We start from the raw sequence: 24,686 nt of genomic DNA on the forward strand, positions 1-24,686 counted from the left end.
GCGAACATCAGCAGCATGATCGTGCCGTGCATCGTGAACGCCTGGTTGAACTGCTCGTTCGACATGATCTGCAGACCGGGCCGGGCGAGCTCGGCGCGCATGAAGAGCGCCATCACGCCACCTACGCAGAAGAACGCGAACGACGTGACCAGATAGAGCGTTCCGATTGTTTTGTGATCGGTGGTCGTCAGCCACTTGAGGTGCCTCATGCCCCGCCTGTGTCCGTGCCCCGCCCGGCCGTCACACTTCAGGGACGCGACGAGAATCACGCAAACAGCTGTGACGATCCCGACGGTGCCGGACACGAACGGAACATGAGCAACGACGACAACTTCGCCGCTGCCTATCGCGAGCACTACTGGGCGGTCAGCCGCTATGTCGCGCGGCGACTGGACGGGCGTACGAGCGAAGTCGAGGAAGTGGTGGCGGAGGTGTTCACCGTCGCCTGGCGCCGCCGGGCCGACCTCCCGCCGGCACCGCTGCCCTGGCTGTACGGCGTGGCACGCAACTGCCTGGCCAACGCGGTGCGCGGCCAGGGGCGCAGACGGCGGCTGGTCGACCGGCTGGGCAACGACGACACGGCACACGGGCGGCACATCGAGGCCGGCCCGGACGCTGAGGCCCCGGGCGCCTGGGTGCACGACGCGCTCGCCCGGCTGTCCCCGGCCGACCAGGAGGTGCTGCGGCTGACGGCATGGGAGGAGCTCGGCATCGACGAGGTCGCCGTTGCCCTCGGCTGCGGCAGGCGGGCCGCGTCGATGCGACTGCACCGGGCCCGGCGCCGGCTGAGAGCCGAGATCGACCGTATGTGCCCTCCCATCGCGTCCAAGGAACGAAGTCATGGCTGACGAACTCGAACTGCTGCGCCGCGCCAACCCGGTACCGGTCGACGGTCCGCACTTCGGCGACGGCCCCCTCGACCATCACGCCGAGCGGCGGCTCGACCGGCTGATGCGGGAGCGGAACTCCCGCCGCCCGCGGCTGGTCTGGGGTCTGGCAGCGGTGGCCGTCGTCACCGCGCTCGTGTCGGCTCTGCTGTTCACCGGCCAGACGACCGCCCCGGCGGTCGCCGCACCCCGCCCGCTGCTCGTGCAGGCCGACTCCACCCCCGTATCCCTGAACACCCTGGCCGAGCGGGCACAGGCGGCCGCGGCCGACGGTTCGCCGAAGCTCCGCAAGGGCACGCACATGCAGTCGTGGAGCATGGGCATGAGCGACGACAAGCCGCCGATCACGCTTCCCGAGGAGCGCATCGTGCGGTGGATGGCCGACGACAGCCACACGGAACTCGTCGTGGCGACCGACCCGCGACACCCGGGCCGGCCGGTCCTCGGCGGCGACGGGGAACTCGTCGAGGACGGCCACGTCCTCAGCAGGCAGACATACCCGCCCAGTTGGAGCGACGCCCCGCCCGAGTCCCGGCCGCCGCACGACGCCGTACGGCTGCACGACTACCTCGAAGAAGCGGAGCGCGCCCACCTGGCGGACCACAGCAAGCCGCTGAACACCTCCGAACTCCTCGACGCCACGAAGATCCTGCTGGACCACTGGACCCTCGGCGCCCGCGAGTCCGCCGCGCTGGCCCGGTTGCTCGCGGACGCCGAGGGGCTGCGGCCCGCGGGGCAGGTGACGGACCGGCTCGGGCGGCGCGGACAGGCGTACGTGTACGACCGGTCCGCCACCCGCGAGATGCTGATCATGGACCCGGCCACCGGCGCCGTACTCGGGCTGGAGACCACCTTCACGAAGGCGGAACCGGAGTACGGCGTCAAGGCCGGCGACGTGATGTCGTACAGCGCCTGGATGCGCTGACCGGGAGCATCACACCCCCTTGAGGGGAGCGCCCCTCAAGGGAAGCGGTTCGAGAGTCTCAGCCCGGCCAGGCGCCCGTCAGGCGGTGGGTGGCGGTGGCGCCCGCGCGGTCCACGGCGGCCTTGACGCCCGCGAAGATGGCGCCCTGCAGGGTCGCGGCCGTGAGGATCTCCTGCCAGGTGCGGTCCTCGTCGGTGGCGTCCGGGGCGTCCTGCTCGTGGCCGAGCATCTTCCAGGTCTGCTTGAAGGCCGCGCCGGCCAGCATGCCGCTGACGGCACCGAGGACGAGGCCCACGGGCTTGTATGCGATCTTGGAGGTCTTCATCGGTGGGCTCCCGCATGACGACGGCGTGCCAGCAGGACGGCACCGCCCACAGCCGCCGTCCCGGCCAGCAGCGCGCCGCGGTGCCGGCGGGCGGTGCGCAGGCCGCGGTCGGTCCGCTGCCGTATCGGCTCGGGTGTCCTGTCCTGCACCATGTGGCCGGCCCGGCTCGCGGTGTCCCGGACGCGGTGCGCGGCCCGGTCGGCCGTGTCCTGTACCGGAGGCGGCACCTTCTCCCGGAGGCGCCGGGCGGCCTCGGCGGTCGCACGGCCGACCTGCTCCCTGGCCTCATGGGCCTTGTCCTGGGCCCGTGACTTCACGTCGGTCCGGGTGGCGAGCTCCTCCACGGTCCGGCCCAGTTCCTCGCGGGTCTGCTCGATCTGCTCGCGCAGTTCGTCGGGGCCCTTGCCGCCCGAACCGGACGTCGCATCGCTGGTCATCGCTGTGCCCTTTCCTTGATCTCCGCCACGTCGGCCTTGATGCTGCCGACGGTCTGCTCGGGGGTGGGCGGGGTGGCCGTGCGGACCTTCGCCCTGCCGACGGCCGCCATCAGCGCGGCGACGACGAGCAGACCCCCGGTGATGATCAGCCCTGCGGCCCACACCGGCAGCGGCACGGCCAGGGCCGCGATCGCGGTGGCGACCATCGCCTGCAGGGCGAGGAAGCCGACCAGTCCGGCGCCGCCGAACATGCCGCCGCCCATGCCGAGGCGCTTGCCCTTCTGCGTCATCTCCGTCTGCGCCAGCCGCATCTCGGCCCGGACCAGGTCGCTCAGCTCCTGGGTGGCCTCCTGGACCAGTTCGCCGACCGAGGCGTCGGAGCGGGAGTGGTACCGCGGGTGCGTGGTGGTCACGAGGGTCACCTTCTTCCCCTGCGTTGCGGTTCGCGGATGGGACTGTGGCGCCGGGTACCCGGGCGTCGACCCGACGTACCGCGGTTCGCCGTCATGGACCGCGCAGCCGTCGCCGGTCCTGTTCGTCCCATTTACGGGTGTCGCGCGGCGGTGTGTAGGGCTCCTCGTCGGGTGGGTGACCGCCGGCGATCGCGCGCTGCCGTACCGCCTCCGCGTCGAACTCCAGGCCGAGCAGGATGGCCAGATTGCCGACCCACAGCCAGATCAGGAAGACGATGACGCCCGCCATGGTGCCGTAGGTCTTGTTGTACGAGGCGAAGTTGGCGACGTAGAACGCGAAGCCCGCGGAGGCGATCATCCAGATCAGCAGGGCGAGGAAGCTGCCCGGAGTGATCCACCGGAAGCCGCGCACCCTGGCGTTGGGAGCCGCCCAGTAGAGGATCGCGATCATGGTGGTCACCAGAACGGCCAGGGCGGGCCACTTGGCGATGGACCAGACCGTCAGGGCCGTGTCGCCGATGCCCAGCGTGGTGCCGACCTGGCGGGCCAGGGCGCCGGTGAAGACGACGATCAGCGCGCTGATCACGGCCAGCACCATGAGGGCGACGGTCAGCGCGAGCCGGATCGGGAGGATCTTCCACACCGGGCGCCCCTCGGGCATGTCGTAGACCGCGTTGGAGGTGCGGATGAAGGCCGCGACATAGCCGGAGGCCGACCACACCGCCAGGACGAGGCCGACGACGGCCATGAGGGAGCCGAGACCGCCGTTGCCCTGCAACTGCTCGACCGCGGTGGTGAGGATGTCCCGGGCCGAGCCGGGTGCGAGCTGGTTGATGTTCTCCAGGACCTTGTCGCTGGCCGACCTGCCGACCAGCCCGAGCACGGACATCAGCACCAGCAGGGCCGGGAAGAGGGACAGCACCCCGTAGTAGGTCAGGGCCGCCGCGCGGTCCGTCAGCTCGTCGTCCTTGAACTCCCGCAGGGTGCCCTTCAGCGCCGCCCCCCACGAGCGACCGGGCAGCTCGGTCGGGGTGTCGGGCGCCTCCCGCTCCACTTGGGGATCGGGCCCGAAGCGCTCCTGGGAGGTCTCGGCGCCGGCTGCGTCCTGTCCTGCCCGGTCGGGGGCCGGTGGGGGAGGCGGACTGCGTCGCGCGCGGTGATCCTTGTGCCTGGATTTGAGAAGCCGAGTCATGCTCCCCCGGGTAACCCGGCCCTGCTCCGCTCAAGCGCCACCACGCAAGTGCGTAGCGAGGAAAACCCCGAGACGGCTCCGGCAGCCACCGGAGCGGCCGAGAAGGCCCAGGTCGGCAACCGAACCGACCTGGACCTTCGGTGATTCCGTTCCGGCTCTTGTCCTACTCGTCCCACGCCTCGATCAGGATCTGCCGGGAGATCTTGCCGTCGCGCAACGTGATCATCGACTCGGACAGGACGCGTACCCCGTCCGCGTACTCACAGGACTCGCTGTAGGCCGCGCGGTCACCCTGGATCACGCATCCCTCCAGCTTGTGCGTCATGTCGCGGCTGTAGACGTCGCTCAGCATGTCGGCGATCTCGCCGCGGCCATGCAGAACCTTGGGGTGGCTGGGCTGGGCGTTGCGGTTGACGACGCGCAGCTCCGCGTCGTCCGCGTACAGCGACAGAAGCGTCTCCGGGGTCTGTCCCTCTATGCCCCGGCGCAGAGTTTCGGTGTCGAACGACGGGCTGGTGGCTGTGCCCATGGTGACCTCCTCCGAGGCCCGCGGCAGGACGAGGTGCGGACCGCGAGGGCCTCTCCTCCGAGACTCCTCTGTCCCGCCGGACCCGGCAAGCGCAGCCGCGGCGGTGCGCCTGACGGGTGACCGGCGCCGGGCGGCCGTGTCCGGCGCCGGCCCCTCGCGTTGCAGAAGACATGATCTCAACACGACGTATCGTCGCCGCCGTTGGCCTGGCCGCCGGAATCACCGGACTCACCGTGCCGATGGCGAACGCGGCCGACGTGAACGCACCCAAGGCGACCGCCCCCAAGGCCGGCTCGCTGAACCCGGTCGCCACGCTCGACTCGCTCGCCACGACCGGCATCCCCGAGGAGCACAAGCACCGGGTCCCGAGGGTCACCCAGCACCTGGGCCACCTCAACCACCTCAACGGCCTGAAGCAGCTCCCCTAGGTCACCGACCCACGGCAAGGGCCGCCCGGAACGCGCCGGGCGGCCCTTCTCGTGCGCGGTGAGTGACGCGCCGACTACTCGGCGGTGTCCAGGAAGTGGAAGCCCGGCCTGGGGTGCATCAGGAAGTCGTGGTGGGAGATGTTCCAGGCGTACGCCCCCGCCAGCGAGAACGCGACCCGGTCCCCGGCCCTCAGCCCGGGCGCGGGCACATGGCGGGCCAGCAGGTCCTTCGGCGTGCACAGCTGACCGGCGAGGGTCACCTGCTCGCCGTCGGCGGACGGACGCGGCCAAGGGTGCGGCCACGCGTCCACCGGCAGAACGGAACAGGGCTGGTCGTGGCCCTTCGTCGCGGGGGTCCGCAGATGGTGCGTGCCGCCCCGCACCACGCCGAACTCCTCGCCGTGGCTGTGCTTCACGTCCAGCACCTCGGTGGCGTACCAGCCGCAGTACGCCGTCAGCGCCCGACCCGGCTCGATGCGCAGGCTCAGCCCCGGGTGCGCCTCGCTCAGCCGGGCGAGCCCCTTGCCGTACGCGGCCCAGTCGAACCGGCGCCGCGGGTCGGCGTAGTCGACGTGCATGCCGCCGCCCACGTTCACCTCGGCGAGCGGCACGCCCAGGCCCGTCGCCCACGTCACGATCGACTCGGCCACCGTGATCTGCTCGGCCGCCTCCAGTCCGCTGGCCAAGTGGGCGTGGATGCCGCGCAGTTCGAGGTGCGGATACGTCCCGTCGGTGAGGGCGCGTACGACCTCGCCGGCCTGGGCGGGGTCCATCCCGAACGGTGTCGGACGCCCGCCCATGGCCAGCGAGCTGCCCGCCAACGACCCGTCCGCCACCGGCAGGTTGACCCGGGGCAGCACCGCCATCCGCCGGCCCGGCGCGTATGTCCGGGCCAACTCGGCCAGCATGCGCAGCTCGTACGCGCTCTCGACGTGGAAGCGCTCGACTCCCGTCTCCAGCGCGGCCGTCACCTCGTCCGGCGTCTTGCCGGGACCGCCGAAGGCGAGCGGGCGGCCCGGCACCGCCTTCGCGACATGGGCGAGTTCGCCGCCCGAGGAGACCTCGTAGCCGTCGACGTACGGGCCGAGGGCGGCGAGGATCTCCGGCTCCGGGTTGGCCTTGGCCGCGTAGTACAGCTCCACCCGCTCGGGCAGGGCGTCCCGTACGGCGGCGGCATGCGCGCGCAGGGCCGTCAAGTCGTAGACGTAGGCGGGCAGTTCGACGGACGGCAGGGACAGGACGCGGTCGCGGACCGCGGGCGTGGGCTCGGTCATCGGGCGGCACTCCCGTTCCTGTCGCGCAGGATGTCCTCGGCGAGGGGGGACGGCAATCGGACGTAACCGGCCTCGCGGTCGGCCTTGCGCTCCCAGCGGGTGAGCAGGTTGGCCTTGGCGGGCAACGGCACCCCGGCGAGCAGGGCGGCGAGACGGGGCGGGCAGCCGTCCCGGCCGGCGTACGCGCGGAGCGTTTCGCGCACCCGTGCCCACAGGGCGGCCTCCGCCTCGGGGTGCAGGTCGGCGAGCGCGGCGAGCAGCTCGGCGATGTGGTTGACCAGCAGGCAGTAGACGACCCGGTCCCAGCCGCGCTGTGCGTCGTACGTCATCGGACCGGCGACCTCGGGCGGCAGCGCGGCGAGGGTGTCCTTGTGGTGGTCGGGGACGAGCTTGGTGCCCTCCAGGTCGCGGAAGAGGACCTGGGCGGGCATGCCGTCGCCGTCGACGCAGATCAGGACGTTCTGCAGGTGCGGCTCCAGGACCAGGCCGTGGTCGAAGTAGGCGGCCATGACCGGCGGGACGAGCAGGTTCAGGTACGCCGACCACCAGTCGAGGGCGGTGCGGGAGTCCGCGCCCCGAAGGAGGCGGGAGATGTGCGCCGCGCCGGTCGGGTACTCGTCGGCCACCGCGGCCGCCAGCAGGGGAGTGGTGCCCGGTGCGAGGCGCTGCGGCAGGCCCTCGCGGACGATGACGCCGAAGCCCTCGAACAGCGCGCGGTCCGGTGTGCCGTCCGGGCCGGGGAGGGCGAGCGTACGGTAGGCGGGCTCGCGGAGCACCGCGCTGCCGGGGAAACGCTCGGCCAGGTCGGCGAGTGCCGGGGCCAGGACGCGGGTGAGGGCGACGGCGCCCGACAGCTCGTACGTGCTGTTCTTGCGCAGGCAGTTGGTGATCCGCACGTTCAGGCTGAACTTCAGGAACGTCTCGCCGTCGTACAGGGTGCGGACCGAGGCGGTCGCGGCGAAGGGCCGTCCGCCCGGGCCGAGGTCGAGGATGTCGCCGCGGTCGAGGGCCGCGCGCAGCAACGGGTGCTCGCGGAGTGTCTCGTACTGCCAGGGGTGGGCGGGCAGCAGACGGTAGCCGTCGGGGATGTCGGTGCGCTGCCCGTCCAGCGGGGCGACGGCAGAGGCCTCGACGTACTCCTCGGCGATCAGGCCGGCGCGCACGGCGAGGTGGCGCAGCGGGAAGGCGGCCGCGACCTCGGGGGCGTACGCGGACCAGGCGCGCGGGTCGCCGGTGCGGGCCTTGGGAGTGGGGTGGAAGCGGTGGCCGAACAGGAGGGACTGCTCGGAGGCGAGATAGGCGGGGAGTGGGGCGAGCGGGTCGGGCGAGGGCCCTGCCGCTCGCCGGTCGGCCAGCGCGGTCGCCACGGCTTCGTGGCTGGAGGCGATCTGCTCCAGGAACTCCTCGTTGCGCACGCCCGTCCGCAGCGACAGCTCGTCGTGCGTGTACTCGGCCAGACGCCGCCAGTCCACCTCCGTCCAGTCGCCGTCGCGCTGTTCGCTCACCGGGCCGGTGAACCGGTGCGCCCCGAGGAGCGAGGACCGGCGCAGGGCGACGCGCAGGAGGACCCCGCGGCGGGGCAGGCGCAGCAGCAGGTCGCCGTCGGTGACGACCGTCTGGTGTTCGGGGCCGGACACCTCGCGCAGCAGGCAGTTGAGCAGGGTGTGGGTCACCGCTTCGTCGGCGGTGGGGAGTTCGGTGGTGGGGAGCGAGGCGGTGAGGGAGGGCATCAGCGGCTCCGGCGGGTGCGGTGGTTCAGTGTGGGGAGAAGGGTGGCGACGACGGTGAGGGCGGCAGCGGCGCCGCCGGTCAGCACGGGGGCGGTCGATCCGAAGCGGGCGCTGCCCACCGCCGCGGCCAAGCCGGCGGCGACCGCGCCGGCCTTGGAGAAGAACTCCAGCGACCCGAACATCCCGCCCGGTGCACGGCCCCTGGCGCAGTCGGCGGCCAGCACCGACAGACACACCAGACCGAGGGTGAGCCCCGCGCCCAGCAGCAGGCGTACGGCGATCAGCGTGGTCAGGGAACCGGCGACGCCGTGCCCGGCGAGGCCGAGCGCGATACAGGTGAAGCCGAGCGCGATCCCGGACCGCGGCCGGTCGTGGAAAGCGGCGTGCACCGCCAGCGCCGCCACCAGATAGACCAGGTGGGGCAGGGCGAACAGCACACCGGACAGCGCCGGCGAGGTCCCCGGCAGCCGGTCCTCGACGAGCGCGATCAGATAGGGGAAGGAGATGACGGTGGAGAACACGAAGGCGAACTCCAGCGCGTACAGCGCCCTGAGCGAGACCACCGGAGGCGTGTCGTCGACCGTCTCGGGCTCGGCCCGAAGCTGCTCGGCGGGCTGTGGTTCGGGCAGTGCCGCGAGCAACAGGGCGGCCGTGAGGGGCAGTACGGCGAGCAGGGCGTACTGCCGGTGCGGGGAGAGCCAGCCGGACAGCGAGCCGACCACGATCGGCGCGACCACCAGCGCGGCACGGGCGCTGCCCTGCATCAGGGTGAGCGCCTTGGACAGCGCCGGGCCCTGCAGAGCGGCGCCCAGATAGCCGTTGGACGCGGCGAACGTGCCGCCCAGGATGCCCTGGAGCACCAGCGCCACCGTGAACGTGGCCAGCGAGTCCGCCCAGCCCGCGAGCAGGAAGGACACGGCGAGCCCCAACTGGGCGCGCAGCAGCAGCCGTTTGCGGCCGAACCGGTCCGCGAGCCGCCCCCACAGAGGGGCGCCGAGCGCACCGAACACGGTCGGCACGATGTAGAGCACCCCCGCCCAGCGGGCACCGTGGTCCCCCAGCTCCGGCAGGATCTCGGTGAGATACGGCGGCAGGCCGAGCGCCGCGAACGACGCCACGAAGTAGCAGCCGGCCACCGCTTGTACATGCCCGCGTCCGAACCCGGTGCGCGGCATACGCAGTGCCTCCACGGTCATGCCGAACCACCGCCGGGCAGAAGGTAGTTGGGGCCGGTCGTGTAGTGCTTGTTGATGTCGGCGGCGCCCGAACGCTCCTTGGACAGCAGCGTCCCGGCCGTCACCATCGCCTTCACCGGCAGCCGCGGCGCGTCCAGCACGCGGGCCCGCAGGACGGCCCCGGCGTCGCCGCCGAGCCGGTCCACCGCCTCCGTCAGCCGGTCACGGACGAGGTCGAGGAGGGCCCGGCGGTGCTCGGTGAGCCCGAACGCGTAGGCGCCCGCGCACAGATGGACCGTGATGGTGGTGAACACGTCGGCGACCGGCCCGTCGTCCGTACCGAAGATCCGCGCGTCGTCGAAGCCCCACGGCCCGGGGAGCACGGCGGCCAGCCGCTCGGTGTTGATGCGCGGCCCGTCGTTGTCCTTGAACAGCAGCCGCAGATTCCCCGGCCGCAGCACCACCGAGATGTTCTGCTGGTGCGACTCCAGCGCGATGCCGTACCCGAACAGCGTGGTCTGCCAGTCGAACAGCAGCGTGAGAAGGGCGTCCAGCAGGGCGAGCGGGTCGCCGCCGTGGAAGCGGTCGGCGAGGTGGCCGAGGACCGGCCGCCCGTCGGGCGCCTCGGCCAGCAGGGCCGCCAGCGGTACGACCACCGAGTCGTCGAGCCCGGCCGGGTAGCGGCGGCACAGGACCGCCAGCAGTTCGTGACCGGCGTGCGCGTAGACCGTCTCGTCGGCGTGCAGGATCGTCTCCCGGAAGCGGGGCTCCCGGGCGATCACCGCCTCCAGGAGCCGCTGCCCCGCCGCGCCGTCGACCAGCGTGCCGGGCTTGACGGTCCGCTTGTTGCGCAGACCCAACGTCGCGGTCGCCAGTGGGAGTTTGAGGTGCAGGGAGGGATCCGCGACCGTGGCGACGGTACGCATCGACAGGGTTGGTACGACGTCCAGGTGGGCCCGGTCGGCGAGCAGCGCGCCGTCCGGGAGACCGGCGGCCGCCAGCGCGTCGACGGTCAACGGGTGGACGGGCAGGGCCACATGGGTGCCCCGCGCCTCGGGCAGTCCGAGTGTCTCCGGCGTCGGCCAGTCCTGCGGGAGGGCGCCGGTCAGGGTGACCGTCTCCCGGGGCACGGCGAGCCACCGCAGCGCGAAACGCGGATGGAACTCCGGGGCGTACGCGCGCAGTTGCTCCTCCGTCAGCCCGGAGCGGCCGCGCGCGGTCGGATAGACGGGATGGTCGAGGCGGGCGGCGAGGGTCTCGTACGCCAGCGAGCCGCCGAGCCCGGTCCCGGCCCCGAGCTTCGCCAGGACCTCCGTCCGTGTCGCCGCGTGCAGCCGCATCGTGGCCAGCGTCTGCCGGCACTCCTCGGCGAACGCGTCGAAGCCGTCCTGGTCCTCCGGCTCGGCCAGCGCACGCAGCGCGCTCAGCACGGTGTCGTACGACGTCAGCTCGGCGCCGTCCGACTCACGCACGAGGAGCGGCAGCCGGGCGGCGTACTCGCACTGGTAGCCGTCCTCGGCGACGGGCAGCAACAGGGCGTCGTCGCGTCCGGCGGCCAGCCGTATCCAGGGGCCGTCCGGGCGCTGCGTCAGCGTGCCCTTCGTGTGCAGCCCGACCACGTCCTCGCGCAGCAGTGCGCTGAGCACCCGTGTGAGCAGCTCCGCCTCGCAGGTGTCCGTCAGGGGCGGTGCGCTCACGGCTGGATCTCCCAGCGCCGCTCGGCCAGGAAGCCGGCCACCACCCGGTCCACGGTCGGCTGGTCGGTGCCGGTGGCCCGCACGACGCCGAGGTAGTCGCGGTTGGTGCTGTACAGCTCGTGCTCCTCGCCCACCGCACGCAGCGGACGGTACGTCAGATGCACGCCGTCGACGTCGAGATCCGTGGCCTCGGGGGCGCCGACCAGCGTGCCGGCGCGGTCGGCGCACGGGTACTCCAGACGGGCGGCGCCGTCGCGGCGGGCGGCCAGGTCGGCCGGGAGGGGCTCGCCGAGATGGGTGCGCAGGATGTGCTCGAAGAGCGGGACCTCCAGCAGCCGGGCCAGCAGCAGATCGCACTGGTCGCCGATGGCACGGTAGTTGACCTCGATGATCCGCGCCCGCCCGTCGTGCACCACGAACTCGGTGTGGCAGGCACCGAACCCGACGCCCAGCGCGTCCAGTTGCTCCAGGACCTGCGCGACGACCGGCTCGGGGTGGGCGGGGACGAAGGTGAGGCGCTCCTCGATGAAGTACGGCGGCGGCGACAGCTCGGTGTGGAAGCCGCCCAGCACATGTCGGACGCTGCCGTCGCCGAGGGTCTCCAGGGTGAACAGGTCGCCCGGGAGGTACTCCTCGACGACCAGCACGGCTCCCGGGCGGCGCTCCAGGATCTCCTTGGTGTGCGTCACCAGTTCCTCGGGGCCGCCGACGAGGACGACATCCTCGCTGGCCACGCCCTCACGTGGCTTGACCACACAGGGGTACGGCGCGTCGCCGGGCGCGACCGGTCGGGTCAGCTCCGCCGACCACACGGTGTCCACGCCGGCCGCGGCGAGCCGCCGGCGCATCTCGGCCTTGTCCTTGCAGCGCAGGGTGGCCCGCCAGTCCTTGCCGGGGAGGTCGAAGTAGGCGGCGGCCAGGGCGGCCTGGGTCTGGAGGTGGTCGCTGTTGGTGAAGACCGCGTCGGGGCGGTGGTGGGTCGAGATCCGGGTGATCACCGCCCGGAAGTCTCGGACGTCGCACTCCATGATCTCGACGTCCGGGTAGAGGCGGCGGTGGGCCTCGGGCTGGTCGGTGAGGACGGTGACGTCCAGGCCGAGCCGGGCCGCGGCGGGCAGGAAGCCCTCGGTGACGGAGTCGGTCGGATTGAGCGCGAGCAGGTACAGGCGCATGGCAGAGGAACAACTTCCGCTAGCGGGTGGGGGGTGGGGGCGGGCCGGGCCGGTCGGGCGCGGCCCGCCCCGGAAGGTTCAGCGACCGGTTACTTCGCCGGGAACTCCACGCCGGTGGCCTTCGCCACGTCCTTCAGCATCTCCTCGGCGGCCTGGACGCCGATGCCGGACATCCAGGTCTCGTCCGGCACCTCGAAGACCTTGCCGTCCTTCACGGCCGGGAGGTCCTTCCATACCGGGTTGGAGACGACCTGCTTCTTCTGGGTCTTGTCCTCGGCGTCGGCGGCCGTGACGAAGATCAGGTCGGCGTCGGCCTGGTCGATCTCCTCGGGGCTGACGTCCTTCATCGTGACCTCGGGGTCGCTGGAGATCTGCGACTTGGGCCGCTGGAAGCCGATGTCGTTCAGGACGACACCGCTGTAGGAGTTGGTCTGGTACAGACGGGTCGGACCGGCGATGAAGCGGACCACGGACACGGTCGGCATGGTGCCGCCGTCCTTCTTCTTGATGGCCGCCCCGAGCGCCTTGGCCTGCGTCTCGTACTCCTTCAGCTTGGCCGCGGCCTCCTTCTCCAGGCCCAGCGCCTCGGCGTGGACCTTCAGGTTCTCCTTCCAGACACCGCCGGTGGTCTCGGTGAAGACGGTCGGCGCGATGGCGCTGAGCTTGTCGTAGACCTTCTCGTGCCGGACCTTGGAGGACAGGATCAGATCGGGCTTCAGCGAGGCGATCTTCTCCAGGTTCGGCTCCAGGAGCGGGCCGACGTCGACGGTGTTCTTGAGCTCGCCGTCCAGGTAGGCCGGGAAGCCGCCTGACGTCTTGAAGTGCGGGGCGACCGCGCCGACCGGGTCGATGCCGAGCAGGGTGACGTCGTCCAGCTCACCGGTGTCGAGCACGACGACCCGCTTCGGCTGGGACGGGATCTTCACGTCGCCCATCACGGTCTTCAGCGTGCGCGGGAAGGCGGAGCTGTCATTGGCGGCCTTGGCCGTGTCGCTGTCCTTGGAGGAGTCCTCGCTGCCACAGGCGGCCAGGACGGCCGTGCCGAGCACGACGGAGAGCAGCACGGCGATCAGCCGGCCGATTCCGCGCAGGGGAGATCGCATGAACATGGTTCTTTTCTGTGAGTGGGGACTGATCAGGCAGTGGCGGCGGAGTGCCGCACCGCGCTGCTCTTGGGGACGACCAGCGGGGTGCCGGTCTCCGGGTCGGGGATCACCCGGCAGTCCACGTCGAACACGGACTTGACCAGCTCCGCGTCGAGGATGTCGGCCGGGGCGCCGGCGGCGGCGAGGCGGCCGTCCTTGAGGACCACCATGTGGTCCGCGTAGCGGGCGGCCTGTCCGAGGTCGTGCAGCACCATCACCACGGTGCGGCCGGCCTCGGCGTGCAGGGCGGCGACCAGGTCGAGGACGTCGAGCTGGTGCCGCAGGTCGAGGAAGGTCGTCGGCTCGTCGAGCAGGAGCAGCTCGGTGTCCTGCGCCAACGCCAGCGCGATCCAGGCGCGTTGCCGCTGACCGCCGGAGAGCTGGTCCACGGGGTGGTCGCGCAGGACCGTGGTGCCGGTGCGCTCCAGGGCCTCGTCGACGGCCTTCTGGTCGGCGGCCGACCAGGGGCTCAGCAGCCGCTGATGGGGATAGCGGCCGAGCCGGACGAGCGCCTCGACGGTGATCGCCTCGGGAGTTACCGGCTGCTGCGGCAGCAGGCCCATGCGGCGGGCGAGGGAACGGGCGGACATGCGGTGGATGTCGGCGCCGTCGAGCGCCACGGTGCCGGCGGCCGGGGCGAGGAGTCGGCTGAGCCCCCTCAACAGGGTTGATTTACCGCAGGCGTTGGGGCCGACGATCGCCGTGACGGCGCCACCCGGCAGCGTGAGGTCGAGGCCGCCGACCACGGCCCGGTCGCCGTAGCGCAGATCGAGGCCCTGCGTGGAGAGCTGGTTGGCGGGGGCGGGCATGTGCGGCTCCTGAAGACCGGTGGAGGGCGGCGGGGCGGGTTCGTGCCGGGCGCCGGTCATCGGTGACTCCTCTGGACGGGCGAGCTCTGGCGCAGCATCAGCACCAGCAGCCAGGGGGCGCCGAGCGTGGCGGTGACCGCGCCGACCGGCAGCCCCTCGATCGGCAGCAGGTGCTGCACGACCAGGTCGGAGGCGAGCAGCAGCACCGCCCCGGTGAGCCCGGCCAGCGCGAGGGACGCGGCGGTCGGCGGCCCGGTGACGAACCGCACGATGTGCGGCACGGCGAGCGCAACGAACGTCACCGGCCCGGCGAGCGCGGCCGCCAGCGAGGCCAACACGACGGCGAGGACGAGCAGTTGAAGCCGAGCCGCGGAGGTGCGGAGGCCGAGCGCGCCCGCCGAGTCGTCGCCGAGGTCGAGCACGGCGAGCCTGCGGTGCATCACGAGTGCGGTGGCGAACGCGAGCACCATGGCGGCGCTTGCTTCCCACACCTCCGTCCAGGTCCGCCCGTACACCGAGCCGGTGATCCACTGCAGCGCCGAGCCGGCGAGCTCGGCCGGGAAGCGCACGACCATCAGGTTCACCGCGGCGGCCAGACCCGCCTGCACGGCGAGCCCGGTGAGCACCAGCCGGGTGACCGCGAGCCCGGAGCGCCAGGCGAACACGCCCAGCAGCAGCGCCGCGAGCAGCCCGCCGCCCAGCGCCCCGACCGGGATCAGCGCCTGCGAGGCCCCGGCGGCGATCAGCGCGACCGCGCCCAGCGACGCCCCGCCCGTCACGCCCATGACGTCCGGAGACGCCAGCGGATTGCGGAACAGCCGCTGCAGCACACAGCCCGCCGCGCCCAGCCCGGCTCCGGCGACGACAGCCGCCACGGATCGCGGCGCCCGGAACTGCTGCACCACCAGCACATCGCCCGGATCCCCGAGCCCGACCAGCGCCCGCAGCGCCGTTCCCGCGGGCATCGGTATCTCACCCGTCGTCAGGGACACGGTGAGCAGCACGAACAGGAGGGCCAGGCCGGTCGTGGCGAACAGCAGGACGCGGCGCCGGACCCGGGCACGGGAGGCGGACTTCGTACGCACGGACACGACCGCGGCGCTCATCGGGCCACCCTCCGGGCCAGCAGCGCCAGCAGCGGCGCACCCAGGAACGCGGTCACGATGCCGACCTCCAGCTCCGAGGGGCGGATCACCATCCGGCCGAGCACATCGGCGGTGAGCAGCAGCAGTGGCCCCGCGATCAGACAGCCGGGCACCAGCAGTCGGTGGTCGCCGCCGAGCAGCGGCCGTACGAGATGGGGCGCGGCGAGCCCGATGAAGGCGATCGGACCGGCCACCGCCACCGCCGACCCGGCGAGCAGGACGACCGCGATGCCGCCGGCCAGCCGGATCCGGGCCACCGGAACGCCGAGCGCCTGCGCCGAATCGTCGCCCAGGGCCAGGGCGTTGAGGGCGGGGGAGACCGCCAGCGCGACCACCAGGCCGAGCAGCAGGGTGGGCAGCACCGGCCAGAGCACGTCGAGGGAGCGGCCGGACAGCGAACCGGCCAGCCAGAAGCGAGCCTCGTCCAGGGTGCGCTGGTTCATCAGCATGACTGCCGACGTCCAGGAGAGCAGGACGAGTTGGAGGACGGTGCCGCCCAACGCCAGCCGTACGGGGTCGATGTCTCCGGCGCGGCGGGCGAGGGCCTGTGCGAACAGGGCGGCGCCGGCCGCTCCGGCGAACGCGAACCACACGTACTGGGCAGGGCTGTTGAGCTTCAGCGCGAAGATGGCGACGACGACTGCGAAGCCGGCGCCCGCGTTGATGCCGAGCGTGGTCGGCGAGGCGAGCGGATTGCGGGTGATGCCCTGGGCGACGGCCCCGGCGACGCCGAGCGCGGCACCGACCGCGAGTCCGCTGACGGTGCGCGGCAGGCGCAGCCCGGTCACCACCAGGGCTTCGCGTCCGTGAGCGCTTCCGAACAGCGCGTCGGCGACCGTGGACAAGGGCACGGAACGGGCGCCGAGGGCGAGACTCAGCGCGGTGCAGAGTGCCAGGGCGCCGAGGCCGGTGAGGAAGAGCGGTATGTGCCGGAAGGCACGGAAGGGCACACCGATGGGTGCGCCCCGTTGGGTCGCAGTCACAAACCGTGAGCTTAGGTTAGGCTTGCTTTATAGTTCAACTGCTGTGAGATCACTGTGACATGCGCAATAGATGATCAGGCGCTCGCGGTTCACCTGGTGTTTTCCCTTGATCATCCGTGTAAGGTAAGCCTTACCTAGTCTGCTTCCGTTGAAACCTCCCACAGGAGCACCGATGTCCGTGACCTCGACGCCCCCGGCGGTCGGCGCCGTCGCGCGTACGCTCGGTGATGTCTACACGCGGCTGACCGGCCTCTGCGACGTCCTGTCCGTGCGGGTCGCCGAGCCCGGCACGGCGGGCGCCCGAGGGGGCGTGTCGGCGGCGGAGCTGGTGAAGGACGAGGCCGTGCTCGACGCCTTCGTGGCGGCGGAGACGGCCCGAATTCACGACCGCTACGGGAGCGTTCCGCGTCGCCACGTCGCCGCCTCGCGCGCCCTGCACGACTACGCCTGGTCGGTCTCGCTGCTCATGAGCGGAGCCTGGTACCTCGAACGCCGCGTGCCGCGGATCCGGCCGGAGGACCTGCGCCTGGACATCGACTCGGCCGAGTTCACCCTCACGCCCGGGAACGACCTCACCTGCCTGGCCGATGACCCGGCGGCCACCCTCCCCGGTGTGCTGACGGCCCCTCATGACGAGGCGCTGCGCGTGGAGTTGCGTGCCGCCGTCGCCGATCACATGGGTCCGCTCCTGGACGCGATCGGCCCCGTCGCGCGACGCGGCTCTCGCGCCCTGTGGGGCATGGTCGCCGACGACCTCGTCTCCGGTATCTGGTACCTCGGCCGGACGCTCGACCGCGAGGACGAAGCCGTAGCGGCGGCCACCCGGCTGTTGCCGACCGCGGTGACCCCGTACCCCGGCGGCGCCGACTTCCGTCACCTGACGACCGACGACGGGCGACGGCACCCGACACGCACCCGCACCGGCTGCTGCATGTACTACACGATCCGCCCCGACGAGGCGTGCGCCACCTGCCCCCGCATCTGCGACGCGGAACGCCTGCGCCGTCTCCAGAGCTGAAACGGCCTGTCGGCAGCGCCCCTCAAGGGGCGCGGGGCTGCCTTCGAGATGCGGCTCCGCCGCCTGGGTGTGACAAGCCACGATGGCGCCGCAGACGCCCGACAACACAACACGGCACTCCCCATCGCGGCCGCTACCCAGCGGAGCGCGTCGCCAGGAACTGCGTCGCCGCGAGCTCCGCGTACAGCGGATCGGCCGCCACGAGTTCTCGGTGCGTGCCCACCGCGCGCACCCGGCCCGCGTCCATCACCACGATCCGGTCGGCCATCGTCACCGTCGACAGCCGGTGCGCGACGACCAGCACCGTGGTCGTACGGGCGACATCGGCGACCGTGTCACGCAACGCCGCCTCGTTCACCGCGTCGAGCTGCGAGGTGGCCTCGTCCAGGAGCAGCAGGCGGGGTCGGCGCAGCAGGGCGCGGGCGATGGCGACGCGCTGGCGTTCGCCGCCGGAGAGCTTGGTGCCCCGGTGACCGACGAGCGTGTCGAGGCCGGCGGGCAGCCGGGCGACCAGGCCGTCCAGGCGGGTCGTCTTCAGTACGCGCGTGACGGCGTCGCCGTCCGCGTCCGGGTTGCCCAGCAGCAGGTTGTCCCGCAGCGAACCGGACAGGACCGGGGCGTCCTGCTCCACATAGCCGATCGCGGAACGCAGTTGGGCCAGCTCCCACTCGGCGAGGTCCCGCCCGTCGAGCGTGATGGTCCCGCCCTCGGGGTCGTAGAACCGCTCGATGAGGGAGAACACGGTCGTCTTGCCCGCGCCGGACGGGCCGACGAACGCCGTCATGCCCTGGGCCGGCACGGCGAACGTCACCCCGTGGTGGACGTACGGCAGATCGTCGGCGTACCGGAAGCGCACGTCGTCGAACGCGACCGCGGCCGGCCCCGCCACCCCGGCGACGGGCAACGGCGCGGGCGCGGCGGCCGGTTCGGCGGGCAGCCGCAGCGCCTCCTGGATCCGGGCGAGCGCCGCCGAGCCCGTCTGGTACTGCGTGATCGCGCCGACGACCTGCTGGATCGGCGACATCAGATAGAAGACGTACAGCAGGAAGGCGACCAGCGTGCCGATGTCGATCGCCCCCGTCGCCACCCGTGCCCCGCCCACCGCGAGCACCGTGATGAAAGCGATCTGCATGGCGAGTCCGGCCGTGTTGCCCGCCGCCGCCGACCACTTGGCGGCCCGTACGCTCTGCCGCCACGACTCCTCGGCGGCCTCGTGCAGCGTCCGTTCCTCCCGGTGCTCGGCCCCCGACGCCTTCACCGTGCGCAGCGCGCCGAGAATCCGCTCCAGCGAGGCCCCCATCACTCCGACCGCGTCCTGCGCCCGACGGCTGGCCCGGTTGATGCGCGGCACGATCACGCCGAGGATCGTCCCGGCGCCCAGGATCACGGCGAGCGTGACGGCCAGCAGCACCGGATCCACCAGGCCCATCATCACCACCGTCGCCACCAGCGTCAGCCCGCCGGTGCCGAGGCCCACCAGCGAGTCGGTCGTGACCTCGCGCAGCAGCGTCGTGTCCGAGGTGATACGGGCCATCAGATCGCCCGGCTCGCTGCGGTCCACGGCGGCGATGCGCAGCCGCAGCAGATACGACGACAGGGCGCGCCGCGCGCCGAGCACCACCGACTCGGCGGTGCGCCGCAGCACATACGAACCAAGCGCGCCCACCGCGGCGTTGCCGACCACCAGTCCGGACATGATCAGCAGCGCGCCGGTGATGGCCCGGTCGTGGGAGAGGTCGTCGATCAACTCCCGCGCCACCAGCGGCAGCAGCAGCCCGGTGGCGCCCGTGACCAGCGAGAGCACGGCGCCCGCGAGCAGGGCCCACCGGTGCGGGCGTACGTAGCCCAGGAGCAGCCGCCAGGTGGGCGGGGCGGTCTCGGTCGCTGCGATGCTCAACGAGGCTCCTCAGGAGTCGTACGGAGCACTCAGGCTACGTCGGCCCCCTCCCGTGGAGCCTGCCAGTTTCGTGCCACGGCGAGTGCCAGGGGCCGCCGGGCGCCGTCGGGCAGGCAGCCGTCGAGCATGCCGGTCAGGACGTCACCGGGCCCGAGCTCGACGCAGACGGTCACACCGTCGCGGTGCAGCCGGCCGACCGCGTCCGCGAAGCGGACCGGCGCGCGCATCGCCCGCGCCCAGAAGTCCGGCGCGGCCGCCTCGGCCCCGACCGGCTCGGCGGTGGTGTCGGAGAGCAGGGGCAGGCGCGGGGACCGCAGGTCGAGCGACGCCAAGGCGCGGCGGTAGTCCTCGAGCAGGGCGTCGAAATGGGGGGAGTGGGGTGCCACGTCCAGGCGGAGCGGATGCGTACGGCGTCCGCGGGCCGCCCACTCCTCGCAGATCCGCCGCACCGCCGCACGGTCTCCCGACACGACCACCGACCGTGGCCCGTTGACCGCCGCGATCACCGCCCCCGGCCCGGGGCTCAGCTCGGCGGGGGACGCCTCCACGGCCGCCATGCACCCCGTCTTCGGCAGCGCGTCCGCGAGCCGGGCCAGCGTGCCGACCGCACGACACGCGTCCGGCAGGGACAGCACGCCTGCCGCGTGCGCGGCGGCCATGTGCCCGGCCGAGTACCCGAACAGCACGTCCGGGCGCACACCCTGACTCCGCAGCAGCCGGTACTGCGCGACCTGCAGCGCGAAGATCGCCGGATACCCGAACGCGACCCGATCGAGCAGGGCGGCGCTGGGCGTACCCGCCTCGGCGAACATCACCTCCCGCAACGGCACGTCCACGTACGGGTCCAGCAGCCCGCACACCTCGTCGAGGGCGTCGGCGAACACCGGGGAGGAGCCATGGAGCGCCCGCCCCATGCCCGGCCGCTGCGAGCCGGCGGCCGAGAACAGGAACGCGACACGCCCCCGCGGCACCCGCACCGCGTCCGCCGCCCGCGCGGGCGCCTCGCGCGCCCGCGTCAGCCGTGCCACCACCTCCTCGACCGACGCGCACACGACGATCCGCTCCATGTCCCCGGGATGCAGGAAGCCCTCGTCCCGCGCGTGCTCCAGGAAGGACAGCAGGGGGCGGTAGAAACCGGACGGGTCGAGGAGCAGACACGGTTTGCGGTGGATCCGCAGCTGCGCCCAGGACAGCACCTCCAGCAACTCCTCCGCCGTGCCCAGCCCACCCGGCAAGGCCACGAAGGCATCGCCCTCCGCGGCCATCCGCGCCTTGCGCTCATGGATGTCCCCGACCACGACGAGATCGGTGAGTCCCGTGTGGGTGATCTCGTACGACAGCATCAGGCGCGGCACGACTCCGGTCACCGCCCCGCCGGCGCCCAGTGCCCCGTCCGCGACGGCGCCCATGAGGCCGGTGCGCGCACCGCCGTAGACCAGCCGCAGGCCCGCTCCGGCCAGCGCGCGGCCGAGTTCGGCGGCGGTGCGCACATGCCCGGGGCCGCGGCCGGGGGAGGCGCCGCAGAAGACGGTCACGGCGGTCACGGGGGCCGCGGCGGTCATGTCCACAGGCCGTACCCCCTGGTCAGGACGTGGTGCGGGTCGTACAGGTCCTTGGCGCGGACGAGATCGGGCCAGACGGGGCCGAAGTGGGCGCGCCAGTCCCCGGGCGACATCGGCAGGGCGCCGACCGGGTGGAGGACGCCGCCGACGGCCCTGGCCCGCTCGTACAGCGCCCGGTTGGCGGCGACCAGACGCCGTACGACGCCCGGGGCGGCGGGCGGTGCCGTGCGCATCAGGGCGAGCAGACAGAGGAGTTCGCCCGCGGGCCTGCGCAGCAGCGGGGTGTGCAGCGTGCGGCCCGTCAGCGGGCGGAGCTGGACCGTGCCGCAGAAACGCAGGCCCTGCTGGGCCCCCTCGGCCAGCACGGCCGGGACGAAGGAGCCCGCCGCCTCCTCCGGCAGCAGCAGGGTGAGCCAGGGGTGCGGGCGGTCCCACTCACCCGTGGCGCGCAGCAGCCGCTCGTCACGGTCCAGGCGGTGCACGTACTCGGCGTACGACAGGTCCGCGATCTCCTCGGTGTCGCGGTCGTGGTCCAGGTCGCCGATCAACAGCTCGTCGTCGGGTGGTCCGCCGTCGTGCGGCACGACCGCCTCGATCATGTAGCGCCATGTCCCGCCGAGCGCGGGTCGCGCCTGGCCCGCGACATGGCTGAAGCGGCTGTCGCGGGCCAGTCGCCGCTGATCGGTGAGGTAGCCGGCCGGGGCGTCGTGATAGAGGCGGTAGCGGCGCACATAGGTCGGCGCGGGCACCAGGGCGAGGGTGGCGCCGAGGATCAGGGCGCACTGGCCGAGCCCCGCCAGGACCGCGCGGAAGAGGTCCGGCCGCCGGTCGGGGGCGCAGACCAGCCGTTCGCCGGTGCCGGTGACGACCTCCAACTCCCGTACCCAGTCGGCCACCGGACCGTACCGATGGCTGGAGCCGCCGAAACCTCCGGTGCTCAGCAGCCCGCCGACGCTGCCGCCGAGGTGGTCGGGCAGCACCGGTGGGGTGAGCCCCGCGGCGAGCGCGGCCCGCACGACGTCGCGCCACAGCGCGCCGGCCCCGGCGGTCAGCGTCCGCTCGGCCGGCGCGCAGCGCACGTCGTCGAAAGCGCCCATGTCGACGACGTAGCCGCCGTGCGCCTGCCCCTGCCCGTACACGGCCTGCCCGGCGCCGCGCGCGGAGACCGGCAGCCCGTGCGGCCCGGCGAAGGAGACGAGTTCCTGTACGTCGGCGGCGGAGCGGGCCGGGAGCACGCCGAGCGGACTGGAGCCGACGATATGACCGAAATCGGTGGAGGCTTCCTTCACCTCTGACTTCCCCCCTGGCTTCACCCCGGACGCGCCCGTCATGCCGCACGCTCCAGCATGCCGAAGTCGAATGCGGCATCCGTCGTCGCGTTCTCGAAAATCTCCGTGAACACGCGATGTTGGAGAATGCCGTGTTCCGCATGCCGCTCGGCGATGAGAGCGGCGATCCGACGCAGGATGTGTTCGGGGATTTCCTGTTTGTCGATGGCCCCCACATCAAGTGAGTATTTGGCGCAGCATTCGAGCACCGCCTCGAATCCGTTGACGGACGCGGCCAGCCGCCGTTGCCGCGGATCGTGCCAGAGCGCGGCCAGCTCCTGGAGCAGACCCGGACCGCAGACGCCCGGCGTGAGCATCTCCCGGGCCCGACGGGTCAGGTCGGCGAGGTACACGTCGTACGGGGGAGGCGGCAGGAGACGGACCGTCAGTCGCCAGTCGAGCCGTGGTCGGCGGACGCACAGCTCCCGCAGCAGCGAGATCGAGCCACCCTCGACGATCACCAGCCGATGCCGGTCGGCGAGCCGCCCCACGATCTCGATGAGCGCGTCCGTGGCCTCGGTCGCGGACAGGTCGCCGTCGGCGAACGTCCGGTCCCCGAGCCAGTGGCGGCGCACGCCCGGCACCTCGGCCCCGGCGCGGGCGCTCGTGGTGGCGAGATCGGTGAAGCACTGCAGGCGGTCGGCGACGACGATCGGGGCGCCGGTCGCCCGGGCCAGTTCGGTGGCCGCCGCGCTCTTGCCGACGCCGGTCGGCCCCGCGATCAGATGGACGAACGGACGGACCGTGGAGGACGTTTCGTTCTCTGCCATGGCGGGGTGTCCCTTCCGCTTCGGGTACTGGAAAGACCACTGTCAAGTTACGCAGCACGGCTTGAGCTGACACCCAGTGGAAAGCCTGGACCGGGCAAAGAGACGGCCACATTCCTGTGAGCTTGTTAAAGGTTCAAGCGGGACTAGTTGGCGGGAGCGACTTCGGGGAATTCCAAGCCATATGAGTGGCCGTCGCATTTTTTCTCAACGCCTTCATGACGCGCCATGGGAACCCGTCTCCAGGAGGACATGCCGTGCACCCCGACATGCTGCAGGCCGTCGCCGAATCCCTGCCCGCCGCCCGCCCCGCCGGGCCGGCCGGCCGCGGCACCGTCCTGGTCGGCTACCGCGCCGTGGAGGAACTGGCGCGGTTCGCCAACGACCCGCGCTGGAGCGTCCACGTCCCCGGTCATCCGGACGAGGTGCGCCATGCGATCGGGCGCGCCGTGCGGCGCGGCGAGCGGGCGTACGTGCATCTGTCCGAGGAGTCCAACACCGAGGCGCGCTGCCCGGCAGAAGGCTTCGAACTCGTCCGGGAGGGATTCGACGGCGTCGTCCTCGCGGTCGGCGCCGCCCTCGACCCCGTACTGCGCGCCACAGTCGGCCTCGACCTGGCCGTGCTCTACGCGGCCACCCTCCGCCCCTTCGACGAGGTCGGCCTGCGCACGGCCGTACTGGCCGCCGACCACGCGGACGTCGTACTCGTCGAGCCCGGACCGCCAGGTCTGTCGGCCCGGCATGTCGCGGAGACCCTGGTGCACGTACCGCACCGGCTGCTGCCCCTGGGCGGCGCGGACGGCCTGGACGAGGACGTCCTCGCCCGGGCCGTCCGGGACTTCCTCAGGTGACCGGCGCCTCCCCGCGCTGAGCCAGGGTGGCCAGAGTCGCTTCGAGGTCCGCGGGGCGCGGGCGGTTGTGCGGGAGCTTCGACAGCAGTACGGCCATGCCGCAGGTGTTGGTGAGCGCCGAGAAGACGAGGCCGCCCGCGACACCGGCGGACAGCAACTGCCAGGCGGGGTGCAGGAGTCCGAGCCCGAGACCGGTCAGGACGATCGCCCCGGCGGTGAACCGGACCTGGCGCTCCATGGACCAGGTGGCGCGGGAGGTCGCTGTGGGCCGGTGCAGCTCGTGCCCGCGCTGCGCCCAGGCCTGGGTGCCGCCCGTCAGGGTCATGGCCCGGACGCCGTGCTCGGCGAGGACGCGGCAGGCGTTCTCCGAGCGGGCCCCGGAGGCGCACACCACCAAGAGCTGCTCGCCGGGGAGCCGGCGCAGGGCCGGCAGAGCGCTCTCGAGCCGGTCCAGGGGGATGTTCAGGGCGTCGGGCAGATGACCTGTGGCGTACTCGCCCGGCGTGCGGACGTCGAGGACGGTCAGGCCGGGCAGTCGGGTGCGGGCCTCTTCGACGTCGAGGGCGAGGGGGACGTGGGGTGCGGTCATGGGAAATGAGATCCTTTCCGAGGAGGAGGTAAAATACCCCCAAGGGTATGTAGTGGGGTAGGTAGGGGAGCGATCGTGGAGCTGCAGTTCGAGGGCGATGACCTCAAGTCGGTGCTGAACCGGCTGCGCCGGGCGCAGGGGCAGATCTCCGGAGTGATCAAGATGATCGAGGAGGGCCGCGACTGCGAGGACGTCGTCACCCAGCTGGCCGCCGCCTCCCGCGCCCTCGACCGGGCCGGCTTCGCGATCATCGCGACCGGGCTGCAGCAGTGCCTCACCGACGCCGAGAAGGGCCGGAGCAACGGCGAGACGACGGAGCAGATGAAGGCACGGCTGGAGAAGCTGTTCCTGTCGCTGGCATAGGAGGCGCCGGCCCGGTTGCCAGGGGGACACATCCGGGCCGGGGCC

26 protein-coding genes are annotated in these 24,686 nt (G+C 72.4%); 6 read left to right on the forward strand and 20 right to left on the reverse strand.

The annotated features are described in order from the left end of the window. Positions 1-209: cbb3-type cytochrome c oxidase subunit I (locus tag ACTMVF_RS23635; protein ID WP_441273350.1), on the reverse strand; the 209-nt coding region annotated here is incomplete at its 3' end. A 105-nt stretch (positions 210-314) separates the two neighbouring features. Here ACTMVF_RS23635 and ACTMVF_RS23640 point away from each other — a divergent pair. Together ACTMVF_RS23640 and ACTMVF_RS23645 are read left to right on the forward strand one after the other, a co-directional pair. Further along, positions 315-848 carry an RNA polymerase sigma factor gene (locus tag ACTMVF_RS23640; protein ID WP_441273102.1) on the forward strand — a complete coding sequence of 178 codons (534 nt, stop codon included), beginning with the start codon at positions 315-317 and terminating at the stop codon, positions 846-848. Then, complete coding sequence (locus ACTMVF_RS23645) at positions 841-1,812, forward strand: CU044_5270 family protein (RefSeq protein WP_441273103.1); 972 nt, start codon at positions 841-843, stop codon at positions 1,810-1,812. Before ACTMVF_RS23640 ends, ACTMVF_RS23645 begins: the two co-directional genes overlap by 8 nt. 58 nt (positions 1,813-1,870) lie before the next feature. Here ACTMVF_RS23645 and ACTMVF_RS23650 read toward each other — a convergent pair whose 3' ends face one another. From ACTMVF_RS23650 to ACTMVF_RS23670, 5 genes are all read right to left on the reverse strand, one after another. Further along, the gene (locus ACTMVF_RS23650) at positions 1,871-2,137 is read right to left on the reverse strand and encodes a DUF4235 domain-containing protein (RefSeq protein ID WP_441273104.1); all 267 of its coding nucleotides are present in this window, start codon (positions 2,135-2,137) and stop codon (positions 1,871-1,873) included. Beyond that, on the reverse strand, positions 2,134-2,574 hold the full coding sequence (locus ACTMVF_RS23655; protein ID WP_441273105.1) for a DUF3618 domain-containing protein: 441 nt from the start codon (positions 2,572-2,574) through the stop codon (positions 2,134-2,136). Before ACTMVF_RS23655 ends, ACTMVF_RS23650 begins: the two co-directional genes overlap by 4 nt. Next, complete coding sequence (locus ACTMVF_RS23660) at positions 2,571-2,996, reverse strand: phage holin family protein (protein WP_441273106.1); 426 nt, start codon at positions 2,994-2,996, stop codon at positions 2,571-2,573. The genes ACTMVF_RS23655 and ACTMVF_RS23660 overlap by 4 nt, the downstream gene beginning before the upstream one ends. Positions 2,997-3,078: 82 nt before the next feature. Then, entirely contained in the window at positions 3,079-4,179 is a 1,101-nt protein-coding gene (locus ACTMVF_RS23665; RefSeq protein ID WP_441273107.1) for a YihY/virulence factor BrkB family protein, read from the reverse strand. 163 nt (positions 4,180-4,342) lie between these two features. Continuing rightward, entirely contained in the window at positions 4,343-4,708 is a 366-nt protein-coding gene (locus tag ACTMVF_RS23670; protein ID WP_441273108.1) for a nuclear transport factor 2 family protein, read from the reverse strand. A 170-nt stretch (positions 4,709-4,878) separates the two neighbouring features. Here ACTMVF_RS23670 and ACTMVF_RS23675 point away from each other — a divergent pair, with 170 nt between their 5' ends. Then, a complete protein-coding gene (locus ACTMVF_RS23675; protein ID WP_403342706.1) occupies positions 4,879-5,136 on the forward strand; it encodes a hypothetical protein in 258 nt (85 codons plus the stop codon). Positions 5,137-5,210: 74 nt separating this feature from the next. Here ACTMVF_RS23675 and ACTMVF_RS23680 read toward each other — a convergent pair whose 3' ends face one another. The 9 genes from ACTMVF_RS23680 to ACTMVF_RS23720 all read right to left on the reverse strand — a co-directional run bounded on the left by ACTMVF_RS23680 (position 5,211) and on the right by ACTMVF_RS23720 (position 16,233). Continuing rightward, the gene (locus ACTMVF_RS23680; protein WP_441273109.1) at positions 5,211-6,410 is read right to left on the reverse strand and encodes a type III PLP-dependent enzyme; all 1,200 of its coding nucleotides are present in this window, start codon (positions 6,408-6,410) and stop codon (positions 5,211-5,213) included. Further along, complete coding sequence (locus tag ACTMVF_RS23685; protein ID WP_441273110.1) at positions 6,407-8,140, reverse strand: IucA/IucC family protein; 1,734 nt, start codon at positions 8,138-8,140, stop codon at positions 6,407-6,409. Before ACTMVF_RS23685 ends, ACTMVF_RS23680 begins: the two co-directional genes overlap by 4 nt. Next, complete coding sequence (locus tag ACTMVF_RS23690) at positions 8,140-9,336, reverse strand: MFS transporter (RefSeq protein ID WP_441273111.1); 1,197 nt, start codon at positions 9,334-9,336, stop codon at positions 8,140-8,142. Before ACTMVF_RS23690 ends, ACTMVF_RS23685 begins: the two co-directional genes overlap by 1 nt. Continuing rightward, positions 9,333-11,012: an IucA/IucC family protein gene (locus ACTMVF_RS23695; RefSeq protein ID WP_441273112.1), complete on the reverse strand. Its 1,680-nt coding sequence runs from the start codon at positions 11,010-11,012 to the stop codon at positions 9,333-9,335. Before ACTMVF_RS23695 ends, ACTMVF_RS23690 begins: the two co-directional genes overlap by 4 nt. Next, positions 11,009-12,184: an ATP-grasp domain-containing protein gene (locus ACTMVF_RS23700; protein ID WP_441273113.1), complete on the reverse strand. Its 1,176-nt coding sequence runs from the start codon at positions 12,182-12,184 to the stop codon at positions 11,009-11,011. Before ACTMVF_RS23700 ends, ACTMVF_RS23695 begins: the two co-directional genes overlap by 4 nt. Before the next feature lie 89 nt (positions 12,185-12,273). Beyond that, entirely contained in the window at positions 12,274-13,293 is a 1,020-nt protein-coding gene (locus ACTMVF_RS23705; protein ID WP_441273114.1) for an ABC transporter substrate-binding protein, read from the reverse strand. A gap of 26 nt (positions 13,294-13,319) precedes the next feature. Then, positions 13,320-14,138 carry an ABC transporter ATP-binding protein gene (locus ACTMVF_RS23710; RefSeq protein WP_441273351.1) on the reverse strand — a complete coding sequence of 273 codons (819 nt, stop codon included), beginning with the start codon at positions 14,136-14,138 and terminating at the stop codon, positions 13,320-13,322. Between the two features lie 56 nt (positions 14,139-14,194). After that, complete coding sequence (locus ACTMVF_RS23715; protein ID WP_441273115.1) at positions 14,195-15,244, reverse strand: FecCD family ABC transporter permease; 1,050 nt, start codon at positions 15,242-15,244, stop codon at positions 14,195-14,197. Then, complete coding sequence (locus tag ACTMVF_RS23720) at positions 15,241-16,233, reverse strand: FecCD family ABC transporter permease (protein ID WP_441273352.1); 993 nt, start codon at positions 16,231-16,233, stop codon at positions 15,241-15,243. The genes ACTMVF_RS23715 and ACTMVF_RS23720 overlap by 4 nt, the downstream gene beginning before the upstream one ends. 205 nt (positions 16,234-16,438) lie before the next feature. On the opposite strand from ACTMVF_RS23720, the gene ACTMVF_RS23725 reads away from it, so the two are divergent. Next, complete coding sequence (locus ACTMVF_RS23725; RefSeq protein ID WP_441273116.1) at positions 16,439-17,284, forward strand: (2Fe-2S)-binding protein; 846 nt, start codon at positions 16,439-16,441, stop codon at positions 17,282-17,284. Between the two features lie 133 nt (positions 17,285-17,417). Here ACTMVF_RS23725 and ACTMVF_RS23730 read toward each other — a convergent pair whose 3' ends face one another. From ACTMVF_RS23730 to ACTMVF_RS23745, 4 genes are read right to left on the reverse strand one after another with little or no spacing between them, the layout of a single operon-like run. Then, complete coding sequence (locus ACTMVF_RS23730; protein WP_441273117.1) at positions 17,418-19,181, reverse strand: ABC transporter ATP-binding protein; 1,764 nt, start codon at positions 19,179-19,181, stop codon at positions 17,418-17,420. 29 nt (positions 19,182-19,210) lie between these two features. Beyond that, entirely contained in the window at positions 19,211-20,743 is a 1,533-nt protein-coding gene (locus ACTMVF_RS23735; protein WP_441273118.1) for a TIGR00730 family Rossman fold protein, read from the reverse strand. Further along, positions 20,740-22,032, reverse strand: a complete 1,293-nt coding sequence (locus tag ACTMVF_RS23740) for an FAD-binding protein (RefSeq protein ID WP_441273119.1) — start codon at positions 22,030-22,032, stop codon at positions 20,740-20,742. The genes ACTMVF_RS23735 and ACTMVF_RS23740 overlap by 4 nt, the downstream gene beginning before the upstream one ends. Before the next feature lie 38 nt (positions 22,033-22,070). Continuing rightward, the gene (locus tag ACTMVF_RS23745; RefSeq protein ID WP_441273120.1) at positions 22,071-22,841 is read right to left on the reverse strand and encodes an isopentenyl transferase family protein; all 771 of its coding nucleotides are present in this window, start codon (positions 22,839-22,841) and stop codon (positions 22,071-22,073) included. A 254-nt stretch (positions 22,842-23,095) separates the two neighbouring features. Here ACTMVF_RS23745 and ACTMVF_RS23750 point away from each other — a divergent pair, with 254 nt between their 5' ends. Further along, positions 23,096-23,689: a transketolase gene (locus ACTMVF_RS23750; protein WP_441273121.1), complete on the forward strand. Its 594-nt coding sequence runs from the start codon at positions 23,096-23,098 to the stop codon at positions 23,687-23,689. Here ACTMVF_RS23750 and ACTMVF_RS23755 read toward each other — a convergent pair. After that, positions 23,682-24,278 carry a rhodanese-like domain-containing protein gene (locus ACTMVF_RS23755; protein WP_441273122.1) on the reverse strand — a complete coding sequence of 199 codons (597 nt, stop codon included), beginning with the start codon at positions 24,276-24,278 and terminating at the stop codon, positions 23,682-23,684. The two genes, ACTMVF_RS23750 and ACTMVF_RS23755, sit on opposite strands and share 8 nt — an antisense overlap. Positions 24,279-24,353: 75 nt before the next feature. Here ACTMVF_RS23755 and ACTMVF_RS23760 point away from each other — a divergent pair, with 75 nt between their 5' ends. After that, on the forward strand, positions 24,354-24,641 hold the full coding sequence (locus ACTMVF_RS23760) for a metal-sensitive transcriptional regulator (RefSeq protein WP_030051803.1): 288 nt from the start codon (positions 24,354-24,356) through the stop codon (positions 24,639-24,641). The last annotated feature ends 45 nt before the right edge of the window (positions 24,642-24,686 follow it).

This window comes from Streptomyces sp. SD31 (assembly GCF_052068475.1).
In the GTDB taxonomy this organism is placed as follows: Bacteria; Actinomycetota; Actinomycetes; order Streptomycetales; family Streptomycetaceae; genus Streptomyces.

What these genes read in the sequence shown, in the direction of transcription:
- ACTMVF_RS23680 (WP_441273109.1), bottom strand. Translation starts at nt 6,410, where the DNA reads ATGACCGAGCCCACGCCCGCGGTCCGCGACCGCGTCCTGTCCCTGCCG.
- ACTMVF_RS23665 (WP_441273107.1), bottom strand. Translation starts at nt 4,179, where the DNA reads ATGACTCGGCTTCTCAAATCCAGGCACAAGGATCACCGCGCGCGACGC.
- ACTMVF_RS23675 (WP_403342706.1), top strand. Translation starts at nt 4,879, where the DNA reads ATGATCTCAACACGACGTATCGTCGCCGCCGTTGGCCTGGCCGCCGGA.
- ACTMVF_RS23745 (WP_441273120.1), bottom strand. Translation starts at nt 22,841, where the DNA reads ATGGCAGAGAACGAAACGTCCTCCACGGTCCGTCCGTTCGTCCATCTG.
- ACTMVF_RS23655 (WP_441273105.1), bottom strand. Translation starts at nt 2,574, where the DNA reads ATGACCAGCGATGCGACGTCCGGTTCGGGCGGCAAGGGCCCCGACGAA.
- ACTMVF_RS23735 (WP_441273118.1), bottom strand. Translation starts at nt 20,743, where the DNA reads ATGACCGCCGCGGCCCCCGTGACCGCCGTGACCGTCTTCTGCGGCGCC.
- ACTMVF_RS23690 (WP_441273111.1), bottom strand. Translation starts at nt 9,336, where the DNA reads ATGACCGTGGAGGCACTGCGTATGCCGCGCACCGGGTTCGGACGCGGG.
- ACTMVF_RS23755 (WP_441273122.1), bottom strand. Translation starts at nt 24,278, where the DNA reads ATGACCGCACCCCACGTCCCCCTCGCCCTCGACGTCGAAGAGGCCCGC.
- ACTMVF_RS23640 (WP_441273102.1), top strand. Translation starts at nt 315, where the DNA reads ATGAGCAACGACGACAACTTCGCCGCTGCCTATCGCGAGCACTACTGG.
- ACTMVF_RS23650 (WP_441273104.1), bottom strand. Translation starts at nt 2,137, where the DNA reads ATGAAGACCTCCAAGATCGCATACAAGCCCGTGGGCCTCGTCCTCGGT.
- ACTMVF_RS23705 (WP_441273114.1), bottom strand. Translation starts at nt 13,293, where the DNA reads ATGTTCATGCGATCTCCCCTGCGCGGAATCGGCCGGCTGATCGCCGTG.
- ACTMVF_RS23710 (WP_441273351.1), bottom strand. Translation starts at nt 14,138, where the DNA reads ATGCCCGCCCCCGCCAACCAGCTCTCCACGCAGGGCCTCGATCTGCGC.
- ACTMVF_RS23725 (WP_441273116.1), top strand. Translation starts at nt 16,439, where the DNA reads ATGTCCGTGACCTCGACGCCCCCGGCGGTCGGCGCCGTCGCGCGTACG.
- ACTMVF_RS23670 (WP_441273108.1), bottom strand. Translation starts at nt 4,708, where the DNA reads ATGGGCACAGCCACCAGCCCGTCGTTCGACACCGAAACTCTGCGCCGG.
- ACTMVF_RS23685 (WP_441273110.1), bottom strand. Translation starts at nt 8,140, where the DNA reads ATGCCCTCCCTCACCGCCTCGCTCCCCACCACCGAACTCCCCACCGCC.
- ACTMVF_RS23700 (WP_441273113.1), bottom strand. Translation starts at nt 12,184, where the DNA reads ATGCGCCTGTACCTGCTCGCGCTCAATCCGACCGACTCCGTCACCGAG.
- ACTMVF_RS23715 (WP_441273115.1), bottom strand. Translation starts at nt 15,244, where the DNA reads ATGAGCGCCGCGGTCGTGTCCGTGCGTACGAAGTCCGCCTCCCGTGCC.
- ACTMVF_RS23645 (WP_441273103.1), top strand. Translation starts at nt 841, where the DNA reads ATGGCTGACGAACTCGAACTGCTGCGCCGCGCCAACCCGGTACCGGTC.